The sequence below is a fragment of the Acidicapsa ligni genome, assembly GCF_025685655.1.
In the GTDB taxonomy this organism is placed as follows: Bacteria; Acidobacteriota; Terriglobia; order Terriglobales; family Acidobacteriaceae; genus Acidicapsa; species Acidicapsa ligni.
Window position 1 is genome coordinate 503,257 of the sequence record NZ_JAGSYG010000001.1, and the last position, 24,074, is coordinate 527,330.

The following is a 24,074-nucleotide window of genomic DNA, read 5'->3' on the forward strand; positions in this document are numbered from 1 at the left end:
AGTTGGAAGTGTGTGAATGTCTGGGATTATGCGAGATAGAGTCAATGCCTATCCAGGCCTTGGGATTTGTTGTCCCATCCTAAGTGCGATGATTTGTTTCGGTTTAGGGCTAACAGCAGATTCCCTTCGGGAATGACAGACAGAACTGCAACGTCAAGGGCAACTGCAACGGCAAGGGCAACTGCAACGGCTAACAGCAGATTCCCTTCGGGAATGACAGACAGAAATGCAAGGGCAACAGCAACGACTAACAGCAACAGTTAACAGCAACAGCAACTGCAACTGCAACTGCGAGGCTAAGGGCTCTCTGGGCGGATAGAAAAACGGAAGCCGCGGTGTTGGCTAGTTGGCGGATGGTTTTTCTATCTTGTCGATTATCAGGACGTCGGCTGGGGCTTTGACTGGATCGAGTTTTAGGCCCATCTGTTCCTGGATGGCTTGATAGAGGTTGGGTGGGGCGTCGGGTTTGTCGCTGGGAGGCGGAACTTTGATGCCGAGGCCGCCGAATTGCGATTCATCGGGGGTCCATTTGAGGTTGAAGTCATATCTGCCTGCGAGGCCGGTTTGATCGACTACGGGACGGTCGAGGACGGCGGTCTGCATGACTCCGCAGAAGTCGGCCATTGTGGCGTTTCTGCCGGGGAGATCGCCGAGGCCGTGGAAGAAAAGAGAGGGCAGGCCGTTGGGGTCACCTTCGCTTTTATTTATTTTGGAGCCGGTTTTAGCGACGACGAGTGTGTAGACGGAGAGCTCTTTTTTGTCGTGATGGAAGGTTAGTTTGAAGCGTTCGGTCAGCAGCTTCTGGATCATGGTCTTCCATTGTTTGTCGTTGGGCTGTCCCTGGCCGTCGGGCTTGGCGGTGAGGTCGTATTTGTCGATGTTGGCCCAGTCGGGTGCGCCGACGATCTGTTTTGGATGAACGCCGTAGGCGAAGGTGATGAGGTCGATGAGGCTGGTGTTGATGGTGTCGAACTCGCGGCCTTTGACCATGAATCCTTTGCCCTGCTGGTCGGGTTTGGAGGGCTTGATGGTGGCTACTTCAAACTCGGGATCGGCGTCGGCGGCCATGGGCGGAAGTTTGGGAGGCGGCTCGGGGATGGCCCACTCGGTTGCCTTGGTGGCGCGGGTCAGGACGAGCGGCAGCGGGTTGGGGCCCTGGCTCCAGTTGCCGGTGACGGTGTTGGCGTCGGCGCTTAGCTTGCCCTCATATTTGCCGTCGATCATGGAGATGGCGTAGGAGAAGGTGGAGCCTTGCAGGGTGATGGCCGAGGCGGGGATGGCCTGAGCGCCCTGGTCAATGCTGTAGAAGTTGCCTTTGAGGGTGCCGTCGGAGGCTTTGGTGATTTTGAGGACGGTGCGGAGTCCCTGGCTGTTGTTGGGAATCTGGAGTGTTCCCTGCCATGTGCCGGTCATGTCCTGCGCAAATAGCGCGGTTCCACAAAGCATTGCAAATGTGAGGATGCAGAGCAGTAGTTTCTTCAATGGGCGCCTCCCTTAAGAATGCGTGGAGAGTCTGGCCATCGGCGCAAACTCCCTATTTGATAACACCGTCTTTTATAGCAGTGAAAACTACCGGTTCGGAGCAATTGTTGTGCGGGGGTGTTATTTAGTAGAGACGTTTGGGGTTTGGATTCGCTTGTGGTTTTTGGATTTTTTGGGTGTGGATGGATGGGGTGGGGAGGTAGATTTTGTTTGGGAATGATGGGTAGAAAAGCAAGGGCAAAGACTGAAGCAGATTCCCTGCGGGAATGACAGCCAAAAAAGCAAAGGCAAAGGCAAGGGCAACTGCTAGGGCAAAGGCTGGGGTGGGGTTAGGGTTTGGGGTAGTTGTGGGGGAGGGTTAGGCCTACCTGGGCTAGGAGGGCCAGGAATTCTGGGTTTTCGTGGAGGGGGTTGTAGGCGGGGCTGACTGCTAGTTGCAGGGCTTCGGGGCTGTGGTTTTTGACCATGGCGCGGATCTCGACGAGGGCTCGCTCCTGATCTCCGGCTACCAGGTACCACTCTCCGGGTTCGAAGTCGTTGGGCTGGGCCCAGATGTGGCCGCTTTGGATGGCTTTCAAACGAACTCGTGCGTAGGCGGGTAGGCCCCCTTGATGGAAGGCCTGGAGGCCACGATCTTCGAGGGCGAGTCGTTCGGAGTCCTTGCCGAGCAGGGCCATGGCGCGCCAGGAGGCAATGGCTTCTTCATAGCGGCCGGAGTACCAGAAGGCCCAGGCTTGCTGGTCGCGGGCCAGGGGCCACTCGGGCTTGATGCGGATGAGTTTGTTGACGGCGTTCATGGCGCGGTCGTTGAGGCGGGCACCGAGGGTTATGTAGATTTCACCCATATATACGGGTGGCCAGAGAGGGTCGTCTTCATGAGCGAGGTCAATCTGGTGCAGGCTCTCTTCGAAGTGACCGGTGTTGCCCAATACGAGGGCGAGCATGGCGTGGTGGATGGCCTGATTGGGTTCGAGGTCGATGGCCTGGCGCAGTTCCCTTTCGGCTGAGGCTGCGTCCCAATCGCGGCGGAAGCGAATGTAGCCGAGGGTAGCGTGGGCCTCGGCTTGCGATGGGTCCAGGGCGATGGCTTTCTGGGCGAATTCTTCGGCTTTGCGGTAGGCGTTGTCGCGGGGAGCCATGCTGTGTTCGGCGGCGATGACATAGGCGCTGCCCATTTCGGCATAGGCTTTGGCGAAGCCGGGGTCGAGGGCGATGGCGGTGCGGAAGCCTTCCAGAACTTTGTCGAGGGGTTCATCGGTCCAGCGGAGGAGAAAGGCGCGGGCGTTGAGGTAGGCTTCGTAGGCTTTGGGGTTTTCGGTGCTGCCGGGGACCTGGCGACCGTTCAGGGCGGTGGACTCAAGGCGGGCGTAGACGTCGCGCTCGATTTCATCGCGGATGGAGACCATCTGATCCTTGGTGCCGCTGTAGTGGAAGGAAGCGAGGTGGACGGCGTCGCTGCCACGGACTACTTCTACCTGCAACTGAATCTGGTCGCCGTTCAGGGTGAGTTTGCAGAAGAGCAGCGTGTCGAGTTGCAGGGTTTGAGCGAGGTTGCGGATGCCGGCATCGTCATATTTGCTGCTGGTGAAGGAGTGGGCGGCTCGCACCTGGATTCGCGGCAACTGGGAGAGCGCGTCGGTAAGGTCGAGGCGAAATCCGTCGGCGAGTTGCTTGGCTTCGGGGCCCTCGGCTTCAAAGGGAGGGATTCCGATGGAGATGAATGCGGGAGGGGCGGCGGTTTTTCTGTCTTTGAGAAAGAGGCCGATGGCTATCGCTGCGGTGATGACGAGGAGCGCGCTGAGGGTGAAGAGGGCTGGATGCCGCGAGAGCAGGCTTCGCTGGATCGGCTGATTTACGGATGGACTGGCAGATGGATTGGAAGACGGACTGGAAGACGGAGGTTCGGGTTGGGGCGGGGTTGTTGGGGCGTGATTCGACGGAGCCTGGTTCGATGGGATGGGATCGGTCGCAGGGGGCAATTCGGGCGTGGGTGTCTCTGCTGGGGACGGGATTGCTGGAAGTGGTGGGATTTCGATGAGGCTGGGGATGTCTGCCGGGGATGGCAGATCGGCAACCGGCGGGGTTGGCGCTACTGGTGTCGTGCGGCGGGGCGGCGAAGTGTCGGGGCTTTTCTTTTCGGGTGGGTCGACTAGGGTTACTTCGATGATCAGCCGATAGCCGCGTTTGGGGATGCGCTCGATGAAACGGGGATTGAGAGGGTCGTCGCGGAAGATGTAGCGAAGGCGGCTAATTCCGTTGTTGATGACTTTTTCGTAGTTGGCGATTTCGTGACGGGGCCAGAGGACGTCGCGGATTTCTTCGCGGGTGACGAGGTCGCCTGCGCGGGTGAGCAGGACGGTGAGGAGTTCGGCTGTCTGTTTATTGAGCGGAACACGAACGCCATTTTGCGTCAGGTCGCCACTCTCCGGATCGAATAGAAACGAAGAGAATGCAAAAAGGTGACGAGACTGGAGCTTCACCTTTGTATCTTTGCAGATAACTTAGGGTGAATCAATAACCCGTTGCGGATGCGGGTATGCTGGCCGAAGGCTGTTGTACGTATTTTGTTTTAGACGGGGAAATACATATCTTATTCATTTTAAAAGAAGTTACGCTGTGATGTTTTTAGGGAGTAGTTCTTTCCAATTTATTCATTGATGCGCCGGGGCGGTTTCATTAAGGTCCGGTTATCAATTTGTGAATTCCCAAAATGGGCATCGGGTAGCAAATCGGCTACCTGAATTGCCGACTTAGCCGGATTTGAAGATGGGCGACCGATCTGAGGGTCGGGTTGCTGATTTGTCTATCGGCTGATTTTTGGGAAGCCTGAATTTGTAGGACGGGTGTGGTGGCGTTCTCCGGTTTGCGTTGACCGCGGTCTTTGGGATTGACGTAGTTCGATGTGGGAACGTTCAAAGGGATTTTGTTGGGCAGGTTGTTTCTTCGGTTTGCTGGCGGTCGAGACTCCGTCTGCGGTCAGCTATTTTCAACGATCAAATTCAGCAAAGGGATCGAGAACAGTTCATGAAGCCTTTTAGCTCTGTACTTTTCAGTGGCGCAGTTTGTGCCTCCATCGTTTTAGGCATACTGCCTGCTGTTGCCCAATCCGCGTTGCCGGTTGCGTCGGTTCAGACGCAGGCGAAGGATCCCAATGCGTTGCTCGCAAGCAATAAGCTGGCGGTGACTAAGCCGGTGCCTGCGGTGGGGAGCGTCGGATCGCCGAAACCTGCGGGGGAGGCAGCGCAGCCGAGCGTTGTTTTGCTGCATGAGTTTGCGGGAGGGACTGCGGACGGATTCGCGCCTTATACCGGCTTGATCCAGGCCAGCGACGGCAATTTTTATGGCACGACGCAGGATGGCGGCTCCGGTAGTGGCGGAACGGTCTTTGAGGTGACGCCGACGGGGCAGTACACGGTGATCCATTCGTTTACGAACGGAATGGATGGCGGACAACCGTACTCGGCGTTGATTGAAGCGACGGATGGCTACCTGTATGGCACGACAAGTTTGTATGGGCAGTGGAACGGCGGAACGCTGTTCAAGATCAACCTGGAAAACCATGTGCTGATAACGCTGGCGGGTTTCGAGCAGGAAGGGTTTCCGATCGGCAACCTGATCGATGATGGTGCGGGCACTTTGTACGGCACGACGTTCGACGGCGGCAAGTACGAGGACGGCAGTGTCTATAGCTGGAACTACAACACGCGGACACTTCGCACGCTGTACTCGTTCAGCGGCGGGCTGGATGGGGGCAAGCCGCAGGGTGGTGTGGTGCTGGCGAGCGACGGCAAGCTCTATGGAACAGCGCGCTATGGCGGTCCATACAACGATACGGGGCTGGGCGATGGAACGGCGTTTGTGCTGAATACCGATGGCACGGGGTTTGCGGCGTTTTACACGTTCTCAAACGGGGTGTTGCAGGACGACGGATATGAGCCGACGCAGAGCCTGGTGCAGGCGGCGGATGGCAATCTGTATGGCACGACGAATGGAGGCGGCGCGAATTCGGGAGGAACGTATTACAAGATTGTTCCGTCGGGCGCGAGCTCTACTTTGATTGCGCTGCATGACTTCAACCCGAATAACGGCGAGGGTGCGAATGTGTACCTGGGTTCGCCGCTGGTTGGGGGCGACGGAAAGATCTATGTTGCGGGTTCGGATGGCGGCGCTAACTCCGGTGGCCAGATTATGCAGATGGATGTGGATGGTACTCCGACGGACATCTATGACTTCAGCACGCCGGCGGATGATGAGGCCTCGAGTCCTTTTGGCGGAGTTCTGGAGGGGCAGGATGGAAGCCTCTTTGGCACGGCCGAGAATGGCGGCACCTATGAGGGCTCGGTTTATCAGTTGACGGCTGCGGTGACTCCGGCGATGACGTTTACGGCCAGCCCTGCGACTGCTTATGTCGGCGGGACGGTGACGCTGAACTGGGCGGTGGCGAATGCCTTCAGCCCGAGCGCGAGTGTATGCGTTGCGCGCAGCACGGATGGTACTTTCGGCGGGAATGGAAGCACAGGCATTCGCGAGATATCCGGCACGGAGCAGGTGACGACGGTGATCAAGGGAACGATCACTTACACGCTGACATGCGGCGGTGTGGAGACTGCATCGGCTACGGTGACGGTGCTTACGACTCCGACTACGACGACTACGACTGTGCCATCGGCGACGATTCAGTATGGGCAGGGCGCATCGATCAATGCGAAGGTGATTTCGCAACTGCAATCGAGCGTGCCTACGGGAACGCTGCAATTGACGCATGGTTCGCGCGTGATCTCGACTACTTCGCTTTCCGGCGGTACGGGGACGCTGCAGATTCCGATCAATGAGTTCGAGCCGGGCACTTACCTGATGCCGATCACTTACCTGGGCAATGTGGACTACAGCAGTTCTGTATCGCAGGCTTTTTCACTGACGGTACAGCCGCTGGTTCCTGCAGTTACATTGCAGTTCAGTCCGAGCACGCTGGTGCAGGGTTCGCCATCGACGGTTACGGTCACGGTGTCGAACGGAGGGCTGACGACGCCGATGGGCCAGGTTCTGATCAAGACGGGAACGCGCTTGATTGCCAGCCCTGCGCTGGTGAATGGCAGTGCGACGGCGACGTTCGATACGACGAACTTCGGTACGACGAGCTATCCGGTGACGGCGACTTATGAGGGTGATAAGTATGACGCGACGGCTACGCAGACACAGACTGTTGTGCTGACGAAGGCGTCGACGCTCACTACATTGAGCGGAGCTGCTTCGGTTGCGGAGGACGGCCTGGTTACGTTCCACATTGCTGTGGCTCGCCCTAACCTTGAGGGCTTTGCCACGGGAACGGTCAACGTGATGATTGGGACGAAGGTGGTTGCTGTGCCGAGGTTGTCGAATGGCGTGGCTACATCGACTGTCCACTTTCTGGGTTATGCGCCGGGCCGTTACACGGTGACTGCGCAGTATGCCGGGGATACCAATAACAATGGATCGGCTTCGACGCCGGAGACGGTGACGGTGAATGCGCAGAATCCATAGTGCCTGTTGAAGCGCGGCTGTTTGTTGCGGGGATTTGTTCTTCCTACCTCGCTTACTACCCCAACGACGAAGGCTGTCGTTGGGGACCTGGAATTCGTTGACATCTGACTTGTTGATACGCGGTTAGAAGAAGCTCTAAGCGGCAGGAATCGAGATAACTATGAAGCGAAGTTTTTCAGCAATTCTGGGCTGTGGCATGTCCGCAGCCGTGTTGTGCGCGGCATTTCCTGCAGTGGGGCAATTGCCTCCGGCAGAGGCGGCGCTGGCAGTTAAGTCGGCGAAGTTGGCGAGCCGTGCAGGGGCGAGTGCTCCTGCGAATTCATCGACTGGGATTTTTTTGAAGAGCACCGTTCCCACGAAGCCTCAGCCTGCGCTGGCGCCGTATCCATTGATGTCGAAGGTGCTGCACTCTTTTACGGGCGCGCCTAAGGATGGGGCGGTTCCTGTTGGGCAGTTGATGCAGGCTAGTGATGGAAATTACTACGGCACGGCTTATGCGGGCGGAACGAGCGGCAATGGGACAATCTATCAACTTACGCCCGCGGGCCAATACACGGAGATCTACAGCTTTACCGGAGGCAATGATGGAGGCCAGCCTTACGCGGGCCTGATCGAAGCTGCCGATGGCAACCTGTATGGCACGACGGCGATTTATGGGCAGTTTGGGGATGACAGCGCGGGCGGAACGATCTTTGCGTACAACATGGCTACGCAGAAGGTGACGACGCTGTATGGCTTCCGTAATGGCGGCGGTGCTCTGGGCGACGCAATCGACGATGGGAATGGAACGCTATATGGCACTTCGCTGAGCGATGGTGAGAAGGGCTATGGCAGTGTGTGGAGCTGGAATTACTACACGAATACATTCAAGACGCTCTACTCGTTTCAGGGAAGCGCGGATGGAGCGGAGCCGTTTGGCGGCCTGGTGCTTGCCAGTGATGGAAGGCTGTATGGTACGGCGAGCCAGGGCGGCAAGGTCAACAATGGCGGCACTGCTTTCACGCTGAATACGGATGGGTCGGAGTTCACCGCGTTTTACTCCTTTACCAACTTTGAAACAGGTCTGGATGGAGGCGCTCCTTCGCAGGACCTGGTGGAAGGACCGGATGGAAATTTGTATGGAACCAGCAGCAGCGGCGGTTTTCAGAATGTAGAGGGAGCTTTGTTTCGGATAGTACCGAACGGGGTTAACTCGGTCCTGGAGCCGCTTGCTGCGTTGGGACAAGATGAATTGGCCGAGGGTGGGAATCCGTTTCTCGGCAGGCCGTTGATTGGGGGCGATGGGTATATGTACATCGTGGGCTCGGTTGGCGGCTATGAAGGCGCGGGCCAGGTGATGCAGTTTGATTACCAGGGAAATCTCACTGCGACGGTTTATAACTTCGAACAGCCGAACGACGGTTATGCCGTGGAGCCAACCGGTGGCCTGATTGAAACCGCGGATGGAAGTCTGTATGGCACGGCGGAACTGAGTCCGTTCTCTTCGGGCATTCTTTATGCATTGCCGACGCAGTTGCCTCCGGCATTGACGCTTACGCCGAGCGTGACTACTGGCTACGTGGGTATTCCGCTGACGTTGAATTGGTCGGTGAACAATGCATTCAGCCAGAACGCGAGTGTGTGCATTGCACGCAGCACGGATGGGACATTTGGTGGCAATGGAAGCGATGGTATACGTGAGCCGATCGGGTCGGAGCAGGTTACTCCGGTGGCGTCGGGGGTTGTTAGTTACTACCTGACATGCGGTGGTATCGAGACGGCGATTGCTACGGTGACGGTCAACAGGATTCAATCGAAGACGAATGTTCTGCATATGAACACTCCGCTTACGTATGGGCAGGGTCTTGTATTCAGCACGAAGGTAGCGGGAACGATGGGAACGAGCGTTCCGACGGGAACGGTCAGCCTGATGAATGGCACGAAGGTGCTGGGAACGGCGGTGCTTTCGGGTGGACTCGCTACGATCAACGCGTCCTCACTGAGCCTTGTGCCTGGGGTGTATTCGCTGCAGGTGGCTTATAGCGGAGATGGTACTTTCGCTGCTTCGACGGCTCCGGCGAGCACGGTCACGGTGAACCTGCTGGTGCCGACGGTGACGTTGACGGCTAGTCCGAATCGGCTTACGCAGGGGCTGCCTACCAAGTTCAATGTGGCGATGAGCAATGGCGGTATTGATCTTCCGAGCGGCTATGTGAGTCTGACGATCGGCAGCACTTCGCTGGGGTCATTTCGAGTTGGCGGAGGGGTTGCGACGATTGAGTTCAGCACGACTCCGTATGCAGCGGGTACCTATGCCGTGGTGGCGACTTACCAGGGAGATGCGTACAACAAAACAGAGAAGGCAACTACGAGCCTGACGCTGACGCTGGCGGAAACAGCCAGCACACTGACGGGACCGACGACGATGTCGGCTGGATCCGGTGCGACGTATCATGTGGCGGTCAGCCGGTTCAATCTACCTGAATCTCCCACGGGCAATGTGAGCCTGATGTTTGGAAGCAAGGTAGTTGCGACGGGCATACTTTCCAACGGACAGGTGACGATCCAGGTGCCAGCTAACGCGGTGGCGGCGGGAACGTATTCGGTTCAAGCGAAGTATGCGGGCGACACAAGCGACGGGGATTCGTGGTCGCCTGCGTTCAGTGTGAAGGTGAGCAAGTAGCGGCTTGACGGCGGCGAATGGGATGCGCGGCGCGATGGTGTCACGCATCCTGTTGGTTCGCCGGTTGGAGTGCGCCGAATTTGCGGAACTGGGTCATACGAACTGGGTCATGCAAACTGTGCTGAATGACTCACGATATTGGATTGTTATCAAGATGCACTGCTGATTAAGCCTGCCAAGGAGGCAACTTTTATGTACTTGCTTCGATCGATTCGCCAAGCACTGGCTGCAACGACTCTGCTCTCCGCCACGCTTGCATTTGGCGCTACCATTGGCTCCCATGCTGCACGCCAACTGGTTACGCGGCCGGTGGATGAAACAAATCTTGTTACGCTGCACGGGAACACGCATGCGGCTGCAATGATCTCATCCAACGAGCGCGGCATTGTGGCCGATAGCTTTCCAATGCACCACATGCTGCTGCAGTTGAAGCGTACGCCGGAGCAGGAGACTGCGCTGGGCAAGCTGATGGATCAGCTACACACTCCGGGCAGCGCGAAGTATCACCATTGGTTGAGCGAGGCGGATTGGGATAGCCAGTTCGGTGTGAATCAGCAGGATGTGCAGAAGGTGACTTCATGGCTGCAGTCGCATGGATTCACTGTTTCCGGCGTGTTGCCGGATGGCATGGTGATTGATTTCTCCGGTACTGCGGCGATGGTGCGTGAGGCTTTTCATACGGAGATACATAACATCGAGCTGCCGAATGGCGAGAAGCATTTTGCGAACAACAGCGATCCGATGATTCCTGCTGCCTTGGCGGATGTTGTTTTTGGACCGACGGCGTTGAGCAACTTTAAACCGCACTCTGCAAGGGCGCGGCGCACACCGGTAAGCATCGATGGCAAGGGCAAGGTGCATACGAACTACACGGTCGATCCGAGTGAGGGACAGTATCCGGTTACTCCGGGCGATGCGCAGACGATCTATAACGTCAGTCCATTGCTGACGGCGGGCTTCACGGGTAAGGGCAAGGTAATCGGCCTGATTGAAGATGGCGATGCTTACGACATCGACAGCAATGGAACTTCTTCGGACTGGAAGACTTTCATGTCCACGTTTGGTCTGACGAAGTATGGCGGCACGCAGACGACGGTGCATCCGACTGGAGCGATTTACTGTGCACCGCCGGGGGATGCGAATAACGGCGACGATGTTGAGGTCGGACTGGACATTGAGTATGCGAGCGCGACTGCGCCGGGTGCGAATGTTGTTGTGGAGTCCTGCCAGGACACCTATACGGGCTTTGGCGGATTGATTGCGGTTGAGAATCTTGTCTCAGCGGCTACGATTACGACCCCTGTGCTCAGCATGAGCTATGGACTTTGCGAGGCGGGCAATGGTGCGGCGAATAACGCTGCGTTCAGCTATGCGTATCAGCATGGAGCGGCTCGCGGTGTGTCGATCTTCGTGTCCTCTGGCGATGAGGGTTCGCGGAGTTGCGATGCGAACCAGGAGCTGTCGTTTTATGGCATAGGCACGAGCGGGTATGCGACTTCGCCTTATAACGTCGCGGTGGGCGGTACGGATTTCAGCGATGGCTATACGGGGGATTCGTCGACTTACTGGAATGCGACCAACAATGCGGACTATGCTTCGGCGAAGGATTACATTCCCGAGATTCCCTGGAACAGTTCGTGCGCAAGCCAGTTGATCGCGCAGAAAGAGGGATTTTCGCTGACCTACGGGCCGAATGGATTTTGCAACAGTGCGCTTGGCGCGAGCACTGCGCCTAACGGAGCTTATTACTTTTTCACGACTGCGTCGGGCAGTGGCGGACCGAGCAACTGTTCGAGTGGCGAGCCGTTGTATGGAGGCATCGCGGGTGGGACGTGCGCGGGACAACCGAAGCCGAGCTGGCAGAAGGTGAACGGCAATCCGGCGGATGGCGTGCGCGATATTCCTGACGTTTCGCTGTTTGCTTCAAGCGGCATCTGGGGCCATTACTTTGTGATTTGCACTTCCAATCCGGATGAGGTGGATACATACGGTACGCTGCCCTGCACGGGCACTCCGGATACGTGGTCGGGTGTTGGCGGTACGTCGGGCTCGGCGCCGATGATGGCGGGCATCCAGACGCTCATTAATCAGTACACGAATCAGAACGCGGGCAATCCAAACTACATCTACTACCAGCTTGCGGCGGCGCAGTACGCTTCCAAGGGCGCGCCGACCTGCACTGCGTCGAACGAAACGAATACCTGCGCTTTCCACGACGTTACGCTTGGCGACAACAACACTCCCTGCACGTATGCCGGCACGCTGGATGGTGTGGAGATTGAGTTCAACTGCTATGCGATTGCCGAAGATGCTTACTTCTCCGGAGGGTTTCCGGTAGGCGTGGGTTCGGTGAGCAATACCACGTTTGAAAAGAGCTATGGCACGAACACTGGATGGGACTTTGCGACGGGCATTGGTACGGTGAATGCGTTCAATCTTGCGAAGGGATTCAAGGCCGCGTCTCCGGGTGGAGATCCGCTGGTCGCGACTGTGGCGGTAAGCGGCGATACGAGTTCGTACGTTTATACGCACGGACCGGGCAGCATTGTTTACACGGTTACGGTGAGTGGCAATGGAAGCTATCCTACAGGCACGATCAGGCTGAGCAGTGGCACTGCAGGAATTGGCACCGGTACATTGCAGCCCTCGTCCGGTTGCTCGAATGGCGGAGTTTGCACGGAGTCGGCAACGATTACTTATGCGCCGGGAACGCTGGCTGTGGGCAACTACACCATTACGGCTACGTATTCGAGCGTGAATGAGGAGTATTCGCAAGCGACGGGTACTACGCCGTTGTCGGTGATCCAGGCTGGTTCCGCTGCAACGACGACGACGGTTGTGGCTAAGCCTGCAACGGTGGTGGCCGGCTCTTCGAATATTACTCTCACGGCTACGGTGGCTTCGGGGGCTGCGAAGCCGACTGGAACTGTTTCGTTCTGGTTGTCGGATGTTGCGGTTGGGACGTGCACTTTGTCTGGCGGAACATGCAGTGTCTCAACACCGTCGAGCGGACTTACTGCGGCAGGTCATGGAGTGAGAGCAACGTATAGCGGAAGCGCGACGTATGCTTCGTCTACAGCGACATTGCTGGTGACGGTGACTGCGTCGGCGACAACGACGTCGCTGGTTGTGTCTCCGGAAGCAGTGGTGACGGGATCGACGGCGGTATTGACGGCAACGGTGGTTCGTGCGGCGGGTAATGCTGGCGTACCAACGGGGACGGTCACGTTCTATTCAGGCACATCGGTACTTGGCACTGCGAGTCTGAATGGCGACGGCATCGCGACGTTTGACGAGCCGACTGCTGGCCTGGCGCTCAAGAGCTATGCGATCAGCGCGGTTTACGGAGGCGATACGGCGGATAGCACTTCGAAATCGCAGGCGGTGAATATGACGATTGCGCCTTCGTTCACCAATACAACGCTGTCGGCATCGCCTACGTTCACGATAGGCGTGGTGAACATCACGCTTACGGGTACGGTGACGCGCATCTGCTGTGGGACGGGGAAGTTCTCGGGTACGATGAGCTTCTACACCGGGACGCAACTGCTGGGCACGGCGAATGTGAACAGTGCTGGAGTGGCGACGTTTGTGAAGAGCACGGCGGGGTTGAATGGCGGGAGCGTTAGCTTCTCCGGGGCCTATAACGGGGATGCTGCGGATCGGGCGTCGTCTTCGGGAACGGTTAGTGTTACTGTCATTGCGCCTTAGGTTGTTGCTTAAGATCGTTGCTTGAAATTGGGGGTGAGAGCGTTGGCTCTTGCCCCCTTTTCTTGTTGGGCAGGTGTCTTTCTGTTGGAGGGGGTGAAGCAGATTCCCTTTGGGAATGACAGACAGAACGGCAAGGGCAAGGGCGAGGGCTAGGGCAACGCAGATGGAGATGGACTTACGGCGGGGATACTGATACGAATGCATTGACGTTTCGATCTGGAGGGTGCTGCGGGGGAGGGTTTGGTGGCTGATGCTTCTTCTGAATCGAAGCGGGATTATGCAGTAGGCCGGATGCGGGAGCCGGAGGAGATTCGCCCTGCGCGTCTTGTTTCTGTACTGCTGATGTTTGTGGTTGCGGCTGTTGGGTTCTGGTGGCTGCATCGTGGGGATTTCTCTTTATGGTGGCTTGAGGATCTGCCGGTGTATGCGCATGCTTTGCGGGATTGGCAGGCGGGGCGCAGTCCTTATAACGCCGAGCTTTCGCCGCTGTACTTTCTGTATCCTCCGGCGTTTCTATACATGGCTGGTTGGCTTTCGCACCTGGTGCCTGAGGGCTGGGGTGCGTGGGTGTATGTGGGCGCGCATGTGGCGGCGGTGTGTGCGATTCCGCTGGTGCTGGCGCGGTATTTTTTCCGGAGACCGTGGCTGGGGCTGCTGCTGGCGGAACTGGTGTTCGTGGCGGAGCCGCGGTTTACGGCGCTGCTGGCGCTGTGCGGGGCGAATGTGGCTTCCCTGTTCTATTGCCTGGCTTTTGCGGCGGCGGTGCCGGGGTTGCGGCGGAATCGGTGGGAGCTGTTTTACTTGGTCGTGTTTCTAGGGGGAATTACCAAGATTACGTTTCTCGCTTTGTTGTTGCTGCCGGTGTTGATTGGAAAGCGGCAATGGGGGCGGAGCATTGTTTGCGGGGTGGCTGTGGCGGGGACGAATCTGGCGGAGCAAGTGCTGCTGCCGGGTTTGTATGCCGGGTACCAGTGGTCTGTGCTGCAGGCGATTCTGGTGCAGAGACACTATGGGTACGGGGTGTTTGGGGTGCTGGCGTTCTTTGACGACAAGCGGCATCACGCGGTGGGGCTGTGGCCTTATGCTGTCTCGGCGTTGTTGGCGTTGGGGATTACGCTGGGGCTGCTTGTGTTGCGGCGGCGGCTGGAAGACGGTTCTGCTGACGGCGGGCTGCTGGCGGGAAATGCGGTTTGGGTGGCGCTGGTGGTGATGGCGGTGGTGTTGGTGAATCCGAGGGAGATGCAGTATGACGTGGATATTGCGCTCTTCGCGGCGTTTGTGGTGTTTGTTACGGCGCTTCGCGTGCGCTGGCCTTTACTGCTGATGGTGGCGTGGTTCCTGCCATCGCTGGTGGTGCCGAGGGTGATTCATAGCCCGGTTTTGTATGGGGTTTATGAGACGTTGCTGGTGCTGGGTGCTTTTGGGGTGGGGTATTGGTGGCTTTGGCGGGGGGCTGGGCGGAGCGGATTTTCTTTTGGGGGCTAGTGCTGTGACTGGCAACGGTTAACAGCAGATTCCCTGCGGGAATGACAGACAGAAAAGCAAGGGCAACAGCAAAAGCAACAGCGGGGAATTTGTTCTTGCTGCCTGAACCGCGTGGGGTTGCGCGGTTCAGGTGGGGTGCTGATTGGTTACATGTTGGCGTGGCCGGCGCGCATTTCTTCGTTGAAGGTGGGCTTGGTGATGGCCAGGGCTTTGTCCATGCGGGCGTGGAATTCATCGGCGCGGGCGAGGAGCTGCGGGGTGGCTGCGGCGTATTCGCCGGTGAGGGTGAGCAGGCCTTCGCCAGCCTTGTCGGCGGCCATTTTCAGCAGCTCGGCTTCGGTGGTGTTGAGGTACTGGGCGTCGCGGGGATCGGCGATCCAGATGGGCTGGTTGGCGCCTAGGACTCCGGAGAGCCAGTAGGTCTTGAGGAGCAGGTAGTCGAGACGGCTGGCGTCCGTGGTATCCGTGAAGATGAACTTCTTTTGCCAGCGGCTGTAGTAGCGCGTCGTGACGGGGACGGGCTGGCGGTTGCCGGACTTGACGAGCTCAAGCTGGCCCATGTCGATGGTCTTGCGCGCGGCGTTGTAGAGGAAGGACTCGGCGTAAGGCTGCTCGGGGGCAGGAACGATCTCCGCGAAGGTGACGGTCATGGACATGGAGATTTTGGCGTGGAGCGGGGAGGCGGTGCCGTCCTCCAGGAAGATCTCGCCGTGAACGATGTAGGTGTCCGCGCCGGAGGTGGAGCGATGGAAGGGCCAGCGGAAGTTGCGGAAGGAGACGGGCAGGCCTTCAAGGGTGACGTAGGCATCGGGGCGCGGGTTGCGGAGGCGCTTGGCTTCTTCTGCGAGATGCTGGGTCATGGCTGGGAGCAGGTCGGCTTTGTTGAAGTCGAAGTGTTCGCTGAGCTCAAGCTTGAGGGTGCGCTGTGCTGCTGCGCCGGTTGCCTGGCGGGGGGCCAGTTCAAAGATCGCAGTTGGGTGTTCGTGGAAGTCTTTGCCTTCGGTGGTGGAGACGAGGGTGAGGCCAGCCTGGCGGGCGGCGATTTCCATGGAGTCGGTCAGGGCGGTCTTTAGGGTGGTCATGGGTTCCTGTCGTGACGGGTGTCCGTCTATGTGTGGATCTGCTCTTATATTTTAGCTGGTGGGATGCTAATGTGGTGAACCTGAAGTTCGTATCAGAATTAAGCTAGATCCTTTCAGCCATAAGGAGTTGAAAAGCAGATCCTTCGCTTCGCTCAGGATGAGAAAAATTATGTGGCAAATTTCTGACTCAGGACACTAGTTTTCCGAGGGCATCTCGGCGTGATCGATGACTAGAACCTGAACCGGGCCCTTGGTGGATTCGAGTTTTAGTCCGAGTTGCTCCTGGATCGCGGTGAAGATCGAAATACTTGAGTCCTGCGCGCTGCCGTCGGGAGCTGTGGAGGTATCGTGAGTCCAATTGAGCGAGACATCATACTTGCCCGCGATTCCAGTCTTGTCGATCACCTCGCGTCCCAGGTCACGAGCCGCTTCCGATGTCAGGGCCTGAGTCAGTTGCGCGAGGGTCACGGCGGTTGCGGTGAACTTCATACTTGAACCGTTACCATTCGTGGATGTGCCGCTATTGCCTGAGGTGTCCTTCGTCGGTTGGAGTTTGGCGCCGTTCTTCGTGGCGACGAGCGCGTAGACGGGCAGCTCGCGTGTCTCCCAGTGGACCCTCAACTGAAAGCGGTCGGCGAGAAACTGCTGGAACATGGCTCTGGTCTGGAGGCGATTTTGCTCGTGATCCAGCTTTTGCAGGCGGTCGGTGACGGTCTCGTCGGTTTTGGCTTGGATGTCGAACCTGGCCGAATCGAGCCATTTGGGTCCGCCCAGTATGCGCGACGGAGGGATGTCATAGGCCTCGTACTGCATGAGACCTTTCAAGGAAACGTTGGTCGCCGTGAAGAGCCCTTTGTCTGTATCGGAGTTTGAGTTCCCGCTGCCGGAATGATTCGGCTTGATGGCCGCTACTTCGAAGACCGGAGTGGCGGAGGATGGCGTAGTGGCGGATGGAGCGGCGGCCGGAGCGGGCTGAGATGCGGAGCTTTGTGCAAGAGACGCCGTGGCCAGCGATACGGCCAGAAGAGGAGTGAGCCCAAGGAGAAAGGGCCGTTTTTGCGTGGGGCGCGTGCTCATCCAAAACCATGCTATCGCTCTTGTGCGCAGTTGTCTTCCCCGATGACTGGATTGCGGAAATCATGAACCAGCACGCCGGGGCATCAGCCCCGGCGTGCTGGTTCATGATTTCGGAGAGCGGTTCTAGTGGGTGAACTCCACGGAGACTGCTGTGCGTGGGGTGTCGGGGCGGCCGTTTTCCGGGCGGGTGCCGTTTTCTTCCAGGCGGCCGAAGATCATTTTGCCGCTGGCTGTCTGGAGGACGGAGGTCACGGTGATTTCTACGGAGCGGCCGATTACGCGGCGGGCGTGGTCGACGACGACCATTGTGCCGTCATCGAGGTAGCCGACGCCCTGGTTGTACTCCTTGCCCTCTTTGAGGATGAGGATGTTCATCTTTTCGCCGGGCAGGACTACGGGTTTGAGGGCGTTGGCGAGGTCGTTGACGTTGAGGACTTCTACGCGGTGGAGCTGGGCGACCTTGTTGAGATTGAAGTCGTTGGTGACGACTTTGGCGTCCCATTTTTTGGCCAGTTCGAGAAGCTTCAGGTCGACCTCTTTGATGGACGGGAAGTCATCGGGAACGATCTGAATCTGCAGATTGGTGTTGGACTGCATGCGTTGGAGCATGTCGAGGCCGCGGCGGCCGCGCTGGCGTTTGGAGCTGTCGGTGGAGTCGGCTACGACCTGGAGTTCGCGCAGGACGAACTCGGGGATGACGTAGATGCCGTCCATGAATCCGGTCTCGGCTACGTCGGCGATGCGGCCGTCGATGATGACGGAGGTATCGAGGACTTTGAAGCTCTTCTTGGTGATTTTTTCGCCGGTGAAGACGGTGCCGAGGGCGGTGGGGCTGAGCAGTTCTCCTTTGCTGGTGCCGACTAACAAGCCGACATAGGTCATGAGCAGGAGAACGAAAACCTGGATGGCTGCGGAGGTGGGTCCGGCGGGCAGGGCTGAGCGAAGGACGAGGCAGAAGAGCGAGGCTCCGAAGATGCCGAGGACGCTGCCTGCCACGGCTCCGATGAGCCGGCGCAGGTTGAGTGCGCGGACACGAAGCTCAAAAACGATGACCGCGGCTGACGCCACGGCACCACAACCAGCCGCGAGAGGGCTGGAGACTCCGAAGGGTTGTAGAAAATAGCAAACGACCGCGATCAGAGTGACGAAGAGAACCCGCAACAAAATGAGATCCATAGTAATGCAGCTCCTGCCGGGGAGGGAGAAAAGCCCTGGCAATCACAAAGTGGGAGTATGCATACGGGAATAGATGGTCGTCAAGAACGGAAGTTGTAGATTTTGGAAATTCCTTTTGGAAGGGTAAACATGGTCTGAAGTGGGAAGGGTTTCTTTTTTGTTTTGGGATGGGTTGCGGATGGATGGGAAGGAAGAAGCAGATTCCCTTCGGGAATGACAGACAGAAAGGCAAGGGCAACTGCAAAGGCAGCAGCAACTGCAAAGGCAAGGACAGCAACTGCAAGGGCAGCAACGGATGTGAAGGGGATTTTTAATTCCCATCCTTCGTGGGTTTGCGAAGGATGGGAATCTTGGGCTGGATTTATTTCTGGCTGTACTTCTGGGCTGGTACTTCTGGGTTAGTACTTCTGTACTGTGGTGTCGATTTCGTCGGCCCAGGCCAGGATGCCGCCGGCTACGTTGCTGACTTTCTGGAAGCCGTTGGCTTGGAGGAATTCTGCGATCTTCTGGCTGCGGGCTCCGGAGCGGCAGTGGACGAAGATTTCCTGCTGGGGGTTGAGCTCGTTCAGGCGATTGGGAACGTCGTTCTGAGGGATGAGCTTGCCGCCGATCTGGGCGATCTGGAATTCGTAGGGCTCGCGTACGTCGAGGAGAAGGAAGTTGTCGTTGCGGGCCTCTTTGCCGTCGAGGCGGGCTTTGAGTTCTTTGACTGAGATTTGAGGGATGCCGTTTTTCACTGTAGCCGCCTGTGCTGGTTCGGGTGCGATTCCGCAGAACTGGTTGTAGTCGATGAGGGCTGTGACCGTCGGGTTGGTGCCGCAGACGGGGCAGTCGGGATTTTTGCGTAGCTTGAGCTCGCGGAAGCGCATGGTGAGCGCATCGACGAGAAGCAGACGGCCGATGAGCGGCTCGCCTTTGCCGAGGATGAGCTTGATGACTTCGGTGGCCTGGATGGTGCCGATCATGCCGGGGAGGATGCCGAGGACGCCGCCTTCGGCGCAGCTTGGGACGAGGCCGGGTGGTGGTGGCTCCGGATAGAGGCAGCGGTAGCAGGGGCCATCTTTGGTGGCGAAGACGCTGGCCTGGCCTTCGAAGCGGAATATGCTGCCGTAGGCATTGGGTTTGTTGAGCAGGACGCAGGCGTCGTTGACCAGGTAGCGGGTCTGGAAGTTGTCTGTGCCGTCGGCGATGATGTCGTACTGGGCGAAGATTTCGAGGGCGTTGGCGCTGGTGAGCATGGTGTCGTGCTTGACGACGTTGAGCGCGGGATTGAGCGCGTTCAGCTTTTCCTGGGCGGAATCGACCTTTTTGCGGCCAACGTCTTTGGTGCTGTGGATGATCTGGCGCTGGAGGTTGCTGTAGTCCACGACATCGAAATCAATTACACCGAGGGTTCCGATACCGGCTGCGGCGAGATAGAGAGCGAGCGGCGAGCCGAGGCCTCCGGTGCCGACGCAGAGCACTTTGGCGGCTTTGAGACGCTGCTGGCCTTCCATGCCGACCTCGGGAAGGATGAGGTGGCGGGAGTAGCGGCCCAGTTCGTCGTTGGTTAGCTCGGGTAAGGGTTCGGCGGTGGCGGTGGTCATGTCTGGTTCCTTTGGATGATTCGGATGATCCGATTTGGCTTTAGATGCCGGTGGGTCCGGGGAAATCTTCAATATTCATTTTAGAGGTAATTGTGGGATAGCGGATTTCCTTCGGGAATTACGGGGAGAAGGGCAAGGGCAAACTGCTAACAGCAGATTCCCTGCGGGAATGACAGACAGAACTGCAAGAGCAACGGCAAAGGCAAACGCAAGGGCAAGGGCAAGGGCAGAGGCGACGGCTGGGGGTGGCGGTGGTTAGGGATGTGGCTTTGTTTGTTTGAGGTGGGTTTGCAGGAAGGACTGGATTGTGGGTTCGTCTTCGAAGGTGATGCGGAGGGGTGTGGTTTGGAGGGGGAGTGCGAAGTTCGGATTGGGTAGGCGGATCTGGTCTTTTTCTGTGGTGATGAGGGCTGTGGCTTTGGATGTTTTGGCCAGGTCGTTCAGGTGCTGCAGGTCTTGCGGGGTGTAGCTGTGGTGGTCGCTGAAGGCGTGGCGGGCGGCGAGCTGGAGGCCGGATTGTTCCAATCCCCGGAAGAACTGGCTGGGGCGGGCTATGCCGCAGAAGGCTACTACTGGGCCAGCGATTTTGGGGACTTGCATTTCGCGGCGGTAGCGCCAGATGGGTTGTGTCAGTTGCAGGGCGCGGAGGCGGGTTGCGGCTGGTTCATCTGCTGAATCAATCGCGAATATGTTGGCTCGCTTGAGGGCGGAGCGGCTTTCTCGGAGATTGCCTGCGGGGAGAAGTGAGTCGGCGAGGTCTTCGGAGTTGATGAGGACGATGTCTATGTCGCGGGCCAGTTGACGGTGCTGGAAGCCGTCGTCGAGGAGATGAAGCTTACTCTGGGGTGTTGCGGCTTCGGCTAGTTGGCCTGCTTCGAAGCGTTTGGCGGCGACGTAAACGGGAAGGTCGGTCTGGCGGGCTATGAGAAGCGGTTCGTCGCCGAATTGGGCGGCGCTGCCGTTGGGGTTTACGCGCTCTGCATGTGCGGTGTTGCGACCGTAGCCGCGTGACAGTATGTCCCCCGGGATGCCTTGCCGGTGCAGCAGTTGGGCGAGGGCTATGACGAAGGGAGTCTTGCCGGTGCCTCCTGCGGAGATGTTTCCGATGCTGATGACGGGCGCGGTTAGATGGTTTATTTTTTCCCAGCCTTGGCGCAGTGCCAGTGAGCGCAGGGCTGTGCCTGCTGCGTAGAGCGGGACTAGAGGCAAGGCCCAGGGTCTTTTCACCGGGGGCCTCGGGCGTGCTGGATTTTGTTCAGTATCTGGTGGATTGCGGCTACGGTGCGGGCTGTGGCGCCGGACTGGGTTTCGAAGACGTGGTGGGCTTGTTTGCCCATTGCGGAGGCTTCTGCCGGGTTTGTGAGAAGGCTGATGAGCGTGGTGGCTAGAGTGGATTTGTCGGCTATCGTCAGGGCTTGCCGGGTACGCAGTTGATCGACGATGCCGCGGAAGTTGGCGTAGTGCGGGCCCATGACGATGGGGATGCTGAACTGGGCGGGTTCGAGTGGATTGTGGCCGCCTGCCTCTACGAGGCTACCTCCTACAAAGGCGATGGTGGCCAGGGAGTAGACGGAGGCTAGTTCGCCTATGGAATCGAGCAGGATGATTTCGCCGGGGGCTAGTTTTTCTGGGGCTAATTTTTTTGGGGATTGCCCGATGTCGATTGCACTGCGGCGACGCCAGGGAAAGCTGGTTTGCTGCAGCAGGCTTGCTACTTGCGGGAAGCGTTCGGGATGGCGCGGGGCGAGGATGAGGGCTAATTCTACGCCGGGTGTGGTGTTTCCGGTTTTGGCTTGTAGCTGCGTCCAGGCGGCGAGGAGGATTTCTTCTTCGCCATCGAGGGTGCTTCCGGCGACGATCAGGCGGTGGTTGCCGGAGAGTGTGCGAAGCAGGGTTGTGGCTGCTGATTCTTGAGTGGAGCGGATATCGAATTTGAGGTTGCCGCTGACGGATACGCGGTCTGGCTGGCAGCCGATGGCGCGGAGGCGGTCGGCATCGATTGCTGTCTGCGCGAGTACGGCGGTGAGTTTGCTTAGGAACGGTCGCCAGAGTGCGCGCAGGCGTCGATAGCGGGGCCAGGAGCGGTCTGAGATGCGTGCGTTGACTACTACGACGGGAATTGCTCGATGGAAGCAGGCGGAGAGCAGGTTGGGCCAGAATTCAGTCTCGGCGAGGATCAGCATTCGGGGCTTGAGTTCATCGAGATAGGCGTTGACGGCCCAGGGGAGATCGAGCGGGCAGTAGAAGACTCGGGATGCGCCGAAGCGTTCGCGGGCGAGGGCCTGGCCGGTGCGGGTGGTGGTGGAGAGGACGAGTCGATAGGTGGGAAGTTCGGATTCCAGTTCGGAGATGAGGCGGCTTACGGCGAGGACTTCGCCGACGGAGACGGCGTGCAGCCAGAGGACGGGCTGGCTAGAGGGCTGGATAACGGGTTTGCTGCCTGTCGCGTCCAATATCCGCCTGGGAACTTTACCGAGGCGCTCGCGCAATCCTTCGCGGTATTTGTGCGTGGTCGTCATCTTCCATATCCACCAGGGCGCGCTTAGGATCAGCCCGAGCAGCAGGAGTATGTTGTAGAGGAAAAGAATCATGCATCCTTTAAAGTTGGCACGGCTGAATTCGTATGGCGATTTCGATAGCGCTGCGCTGGAGGATCGCGATTCTGGTTCCGGGCGCGGTGTTCGTTCGATTGTAGGAACGAGTACCCCCCAAATGATACAGTCGTGCCAAATGCGCCTCGGAATTTTGCTATTGAAACGAGTGCTGGCGAGCTGCTTTATCGCGGCAGGTCTGGCTGGTGTTTCGGCGCTGGCACTCGATCATCTTCCGCCGAAGGTGCAGCCGGCGACGGAGTTTGCTGCTGTTGAGATTCATGCCGACGAGAAGCTGGCTATTGCCGCAGAGCCGTACGATACCAAGGAGAAGATGATTCTCTTTCGCGTGGATTATGTTTCTCACGGGGTGTTGCCGGTGCGCTTGATTGTGACCAACAACAGCGACCGGCCTATCTCTTTACGCGATGCGCGGATTATTTATGTGACGGCGACGGGCGATCGCATCCAGGCTGCGGAGCCGGAGGATGTTGAGCGGCTGATGACGATGCGGGAGAAGCAGGGCGGGAAGATTCCTATGCCGGGGCCGATACCGGCTATTCACCTGAAGCCCAAGGCGAGCGATAAGGCGATTGAGCAGGATTTCAATACGTTTGAATTTCAAGCGCTGGTGGTGGAGCCGCATACGACGCGGGCGGGATTTCTCTTCTACGATGTCAGCGGTCTCGATCATCCGCTGAAGGGCGCGTTGCTGAATCTGCACACGATCAAGAATGCGGATGGGCAGGAGCTGTTTTATTTTGAGATTCCGTTCGATAAATATTTGAAGAGCAAGTCTCCGCAGATGAATTGAAGTGCCTGACCAATCAGCTGGACGGCTAACCTCCGAGTCGATCTTTCGTTTTTGTTCATCCAACATTGGAAGGCGATACAGGAGGGATTATGGATCTGCAACTCAAGGGGAAGACTGCACTGGTAACTGGCGGCAGCGCCGGGATAGGTTTGGCAATCGTTGAATTGCTGGCAAAAGAGGGTGTGACGGTTTTTGTGCCTGGCAGAAGTCAGAAGAAGCTGGATGAGGCTTTTGCGAAGAGTGAGTTCCCTGTTCACAAGATTGTTGCCGATCCGGGCACGGCTGAGGGTGCGGATGCGGTGATTGCGCAGGTGCCGGAGATCGATATTCTGGTGAACAACCTGGGCATCTATGAGGCGAAATCTTTTGCCGAAATTACCGATGCGGATTGGCTAAAGATCTTCGAGGTGAATGTGTTGAGCGGGGTGCGGCTCTCTCGTCATTATTTTCCGCAGATGTTGAAGAGAAACAGTGGGCGGGTGATTTTTATCTCCAGTGAATCGGCGGTGATGACGCCTGCGGAGATGATTCATTACGGGATGACGAAGTCTTCGCAACTGGCGATTTCTCGCGGATTGGCGGAGCTTACCAAGGGCACTGCGGTGACGGTGAACACGGTGCTGCCGGGGCCGACGCGTTCGGAGGGGATTGTTGGATTTTTGCAGCAGATTGCTTCAACGCCGAATCCTACTGCGGAGCAGGCGGAGAAGGAATTCTTTGAAAAGCATCGGTCGAATTCGTTATTGCAGCGGTTGATTGAGGCGGATGAGATTGCCAGCCTGGTTGCTTACCTGGCGAGTCCGTTGTCTTCTGCTACCAATGGCGCAGCGCTGCGGGCTGAGGGTGGGTTGCTTCGCTCGATTGTGTAATGCGAAATGCAATCCCGGG

General features: G+C 57.9%; 14 protein-coding genes. 6 read left to right on the top strand and 8 right to left on the bottom strand.

What is annotated here, in order from left to right:
* Positions 1-342: 342 nt before the first annotated feature.
* Both OHL19_RS01965 and OHL19_RS01970 read right to left on the bottom strand, forming a co-directional pair.
* On the bottom strand, positions 343-1,482 hold the full coding sequence (locus OHL19_RS01965; protein ID WP_263355902.1) for a TIGR03435 family protein: 1,140 nt from the start codon (positions 1,480-1,482) through the stop codon (positions 343-345).
* A 329-nt stretch (positions 1,483-1,811) separates the two neighbouring features.
* Positions 1,812-3,962, bottom strand: a complete 2,151-nt coding sequence (locus OHL19_RS01970) for a winged helix-turn-helix domain-containing tetratricopeptide repeat protein (RefSeq protein WP_263355903.1) — start codon at positions 3,960-3,962, stop codon at positions 1,812-1,814.
* A gap of 544 nt (positions 3,963-4,506) precedes the next feature.
* Here OHL19_RS01970 and OHL19_RS01975 point away from each other — a divergent pair.
* The 4 genes from OHL19_RS01975 to OHL19_RS01990 all read left to right on the top strand — a co-directional run bounded on the left by OHL19_RS01975 (position 4,507) and on the right by OHL19_RS01990 (position 14,860).
* A complete protein-coding gene (locus OHL19_RS01975) occupies positions 4,507-7,002 on the top strand; it encodes a choice-of-anchor tandem repeat GloVer-containing protein (protein WP_263355904.1) in 2,496 nt (831 codons plus the stop codon).
* A 160-nt stretch (positions 7,003-7,162) separates the two neighbouring features.
* Positions 7,163-9,664 (top strand): choice-of-anchor tandem repeat GloVer-containing protein, encoded by a 2,502-nt coding sequence (locus OHL19_RS01980; protein WP_263355905.1) that lies wholly within the window; start codon positions 7,163-7,165, stop codon positions 9,662-9,664.
* Between the two features lie 192 nt (positions 9,665-9,856).
* On the top strand, positions 9,857-13,375 hold the full coding sequence (locus OHL19_RS01985; RefSeq protein ID WP_263355906.1) for an Ig-like domain repeat protein: 3,519 nt from the start codon (positions 9,857-9,859) through the stop codon (positions 13,373-13,375).
* A 243-nt stretch (positions 13,376-13,618) separates the two neighbouring features.
* Complete coding sequence (locus OHL19_RS01990; RefSeq protein WP_263355907.1) at positions 13,619-14,860, top strand: hypothetical protein; 1,242 nt, start codon at positions 13,619-13,621, stop codon at positions 14,858-14,860.
* Between the two features lie 146 nt (positions 14,861-15,006).
* Here the strand turns inward: OHL19_RS01990 and OHL19_RS01995 are convergent, their stop codons facing one another.
* The 6 genes from OHL19_RS01995 to OHL19_RS02020 form a co-directional block, all read right to left on the bottom strand.
* Complete coding sequence (locus OHL19_RS01995) at positions 15,007-15,942, bottom strand: hypothetical protein (RefSeq protein WP_263355908.1); 936 nt, start codon at positions 15,940-15,942, stop codon at positions 15,007-15,009.
* Positions 15,943-16,137: 195 nt separating this feature from the next.
* Complete coding sequence (locus tag OHL19_RS02000) at positions 16,138-17,019, bottom strand: TIGR03435 family protein (RefSeq protein ID WP_263355909.1); 882 nt, start codon at positions 17,017-17,019, stop codon at positions 16,138-16,140.
* Between the two features lie 123 nt (positions 17,020-17,142).
* On the bottom strand, positions 17,143-18,195 hold the full coding sequence (locus OHL19_RS02005; RefSeq protein WP_263355910.1) for a PIN/TRAM domain-containing protein: 1,053 nt from the start codon (positions 18,193-18,195) through the stop codon (positions 17,143-17,145).
* A gap of 398 nt (positions 18,196-18,593) precedes the next feature.
* Complete coding sequence (gene moeB, locus OHL19_RS02010; protein WP_263355911.1) at positions 18,594-19,781, bottom strand: molybdopterin-synthase adenylyltransferase MoeB; 1,188 nt, start codon at positions 19,779-19,781, stop codon at positions 18,594-18,596.
* Positions 19,782-20,036: 255 nt separating this feature from the next.
* Complete coding sequence (gene lpxK / locus OHL19_RS02015; RefSeq protein ID WP_263355912.1) at positions 20,037-21,008, bottom strand: tetraacyldisaccharide 4'-kinase; 972 nt, start codon at positions 21,006-21,008, stop codon at positions 20,037-20,039.
* A complete protein-coding gene (locus OHL19_RS02020) occupies positions 21,005-22,372 on the bottom strand; it encodes a 3-deoxy-D-manno-octulosonic acid transferase (protein ID WP_263355913.1) in 1,368 nt (455 codons plus the stop codon). Before OHL19_RS02020 ends, lpxK begins: the two co-directional genes overlap by 4 nt.
* Before the next feature lie 139 nt (positions 22,373-22,511).
* Between OHL19_RS02020 and OHL19_RS02025 the strand changes: the two genes are divergently transcribed.
* Both OHL19_RS02025 and OHL19_RS02030 read left to right on the top strand, forming a co-directional pair.
* Positions 22,512-23,186 (top strand): hypothetical protein, encoded by a 675-nt coding sequence (locus OHL19_RS02025; protein WP_263355914.1) that lies wholly within the window; start codon positions 22,512-22,514, stop codon positions 23,184-23,186.
* 89 nt (positions 23,187-23,275) lie between these two features.
* Complete coding sequence (locus OHL19_RS02030; RefSeq protein ID WP_263355915.1) at positions 23,276-24,055, top strand: SDR family NAD(P)-dependent oxidoreductase; 780 nt, start codon at positions 23,276-23,278, stop codon at positions 24,053-24,055.
* The last annotated feature ends 19 nt before the right edge of the window (positions 24,056-24,074 follow it).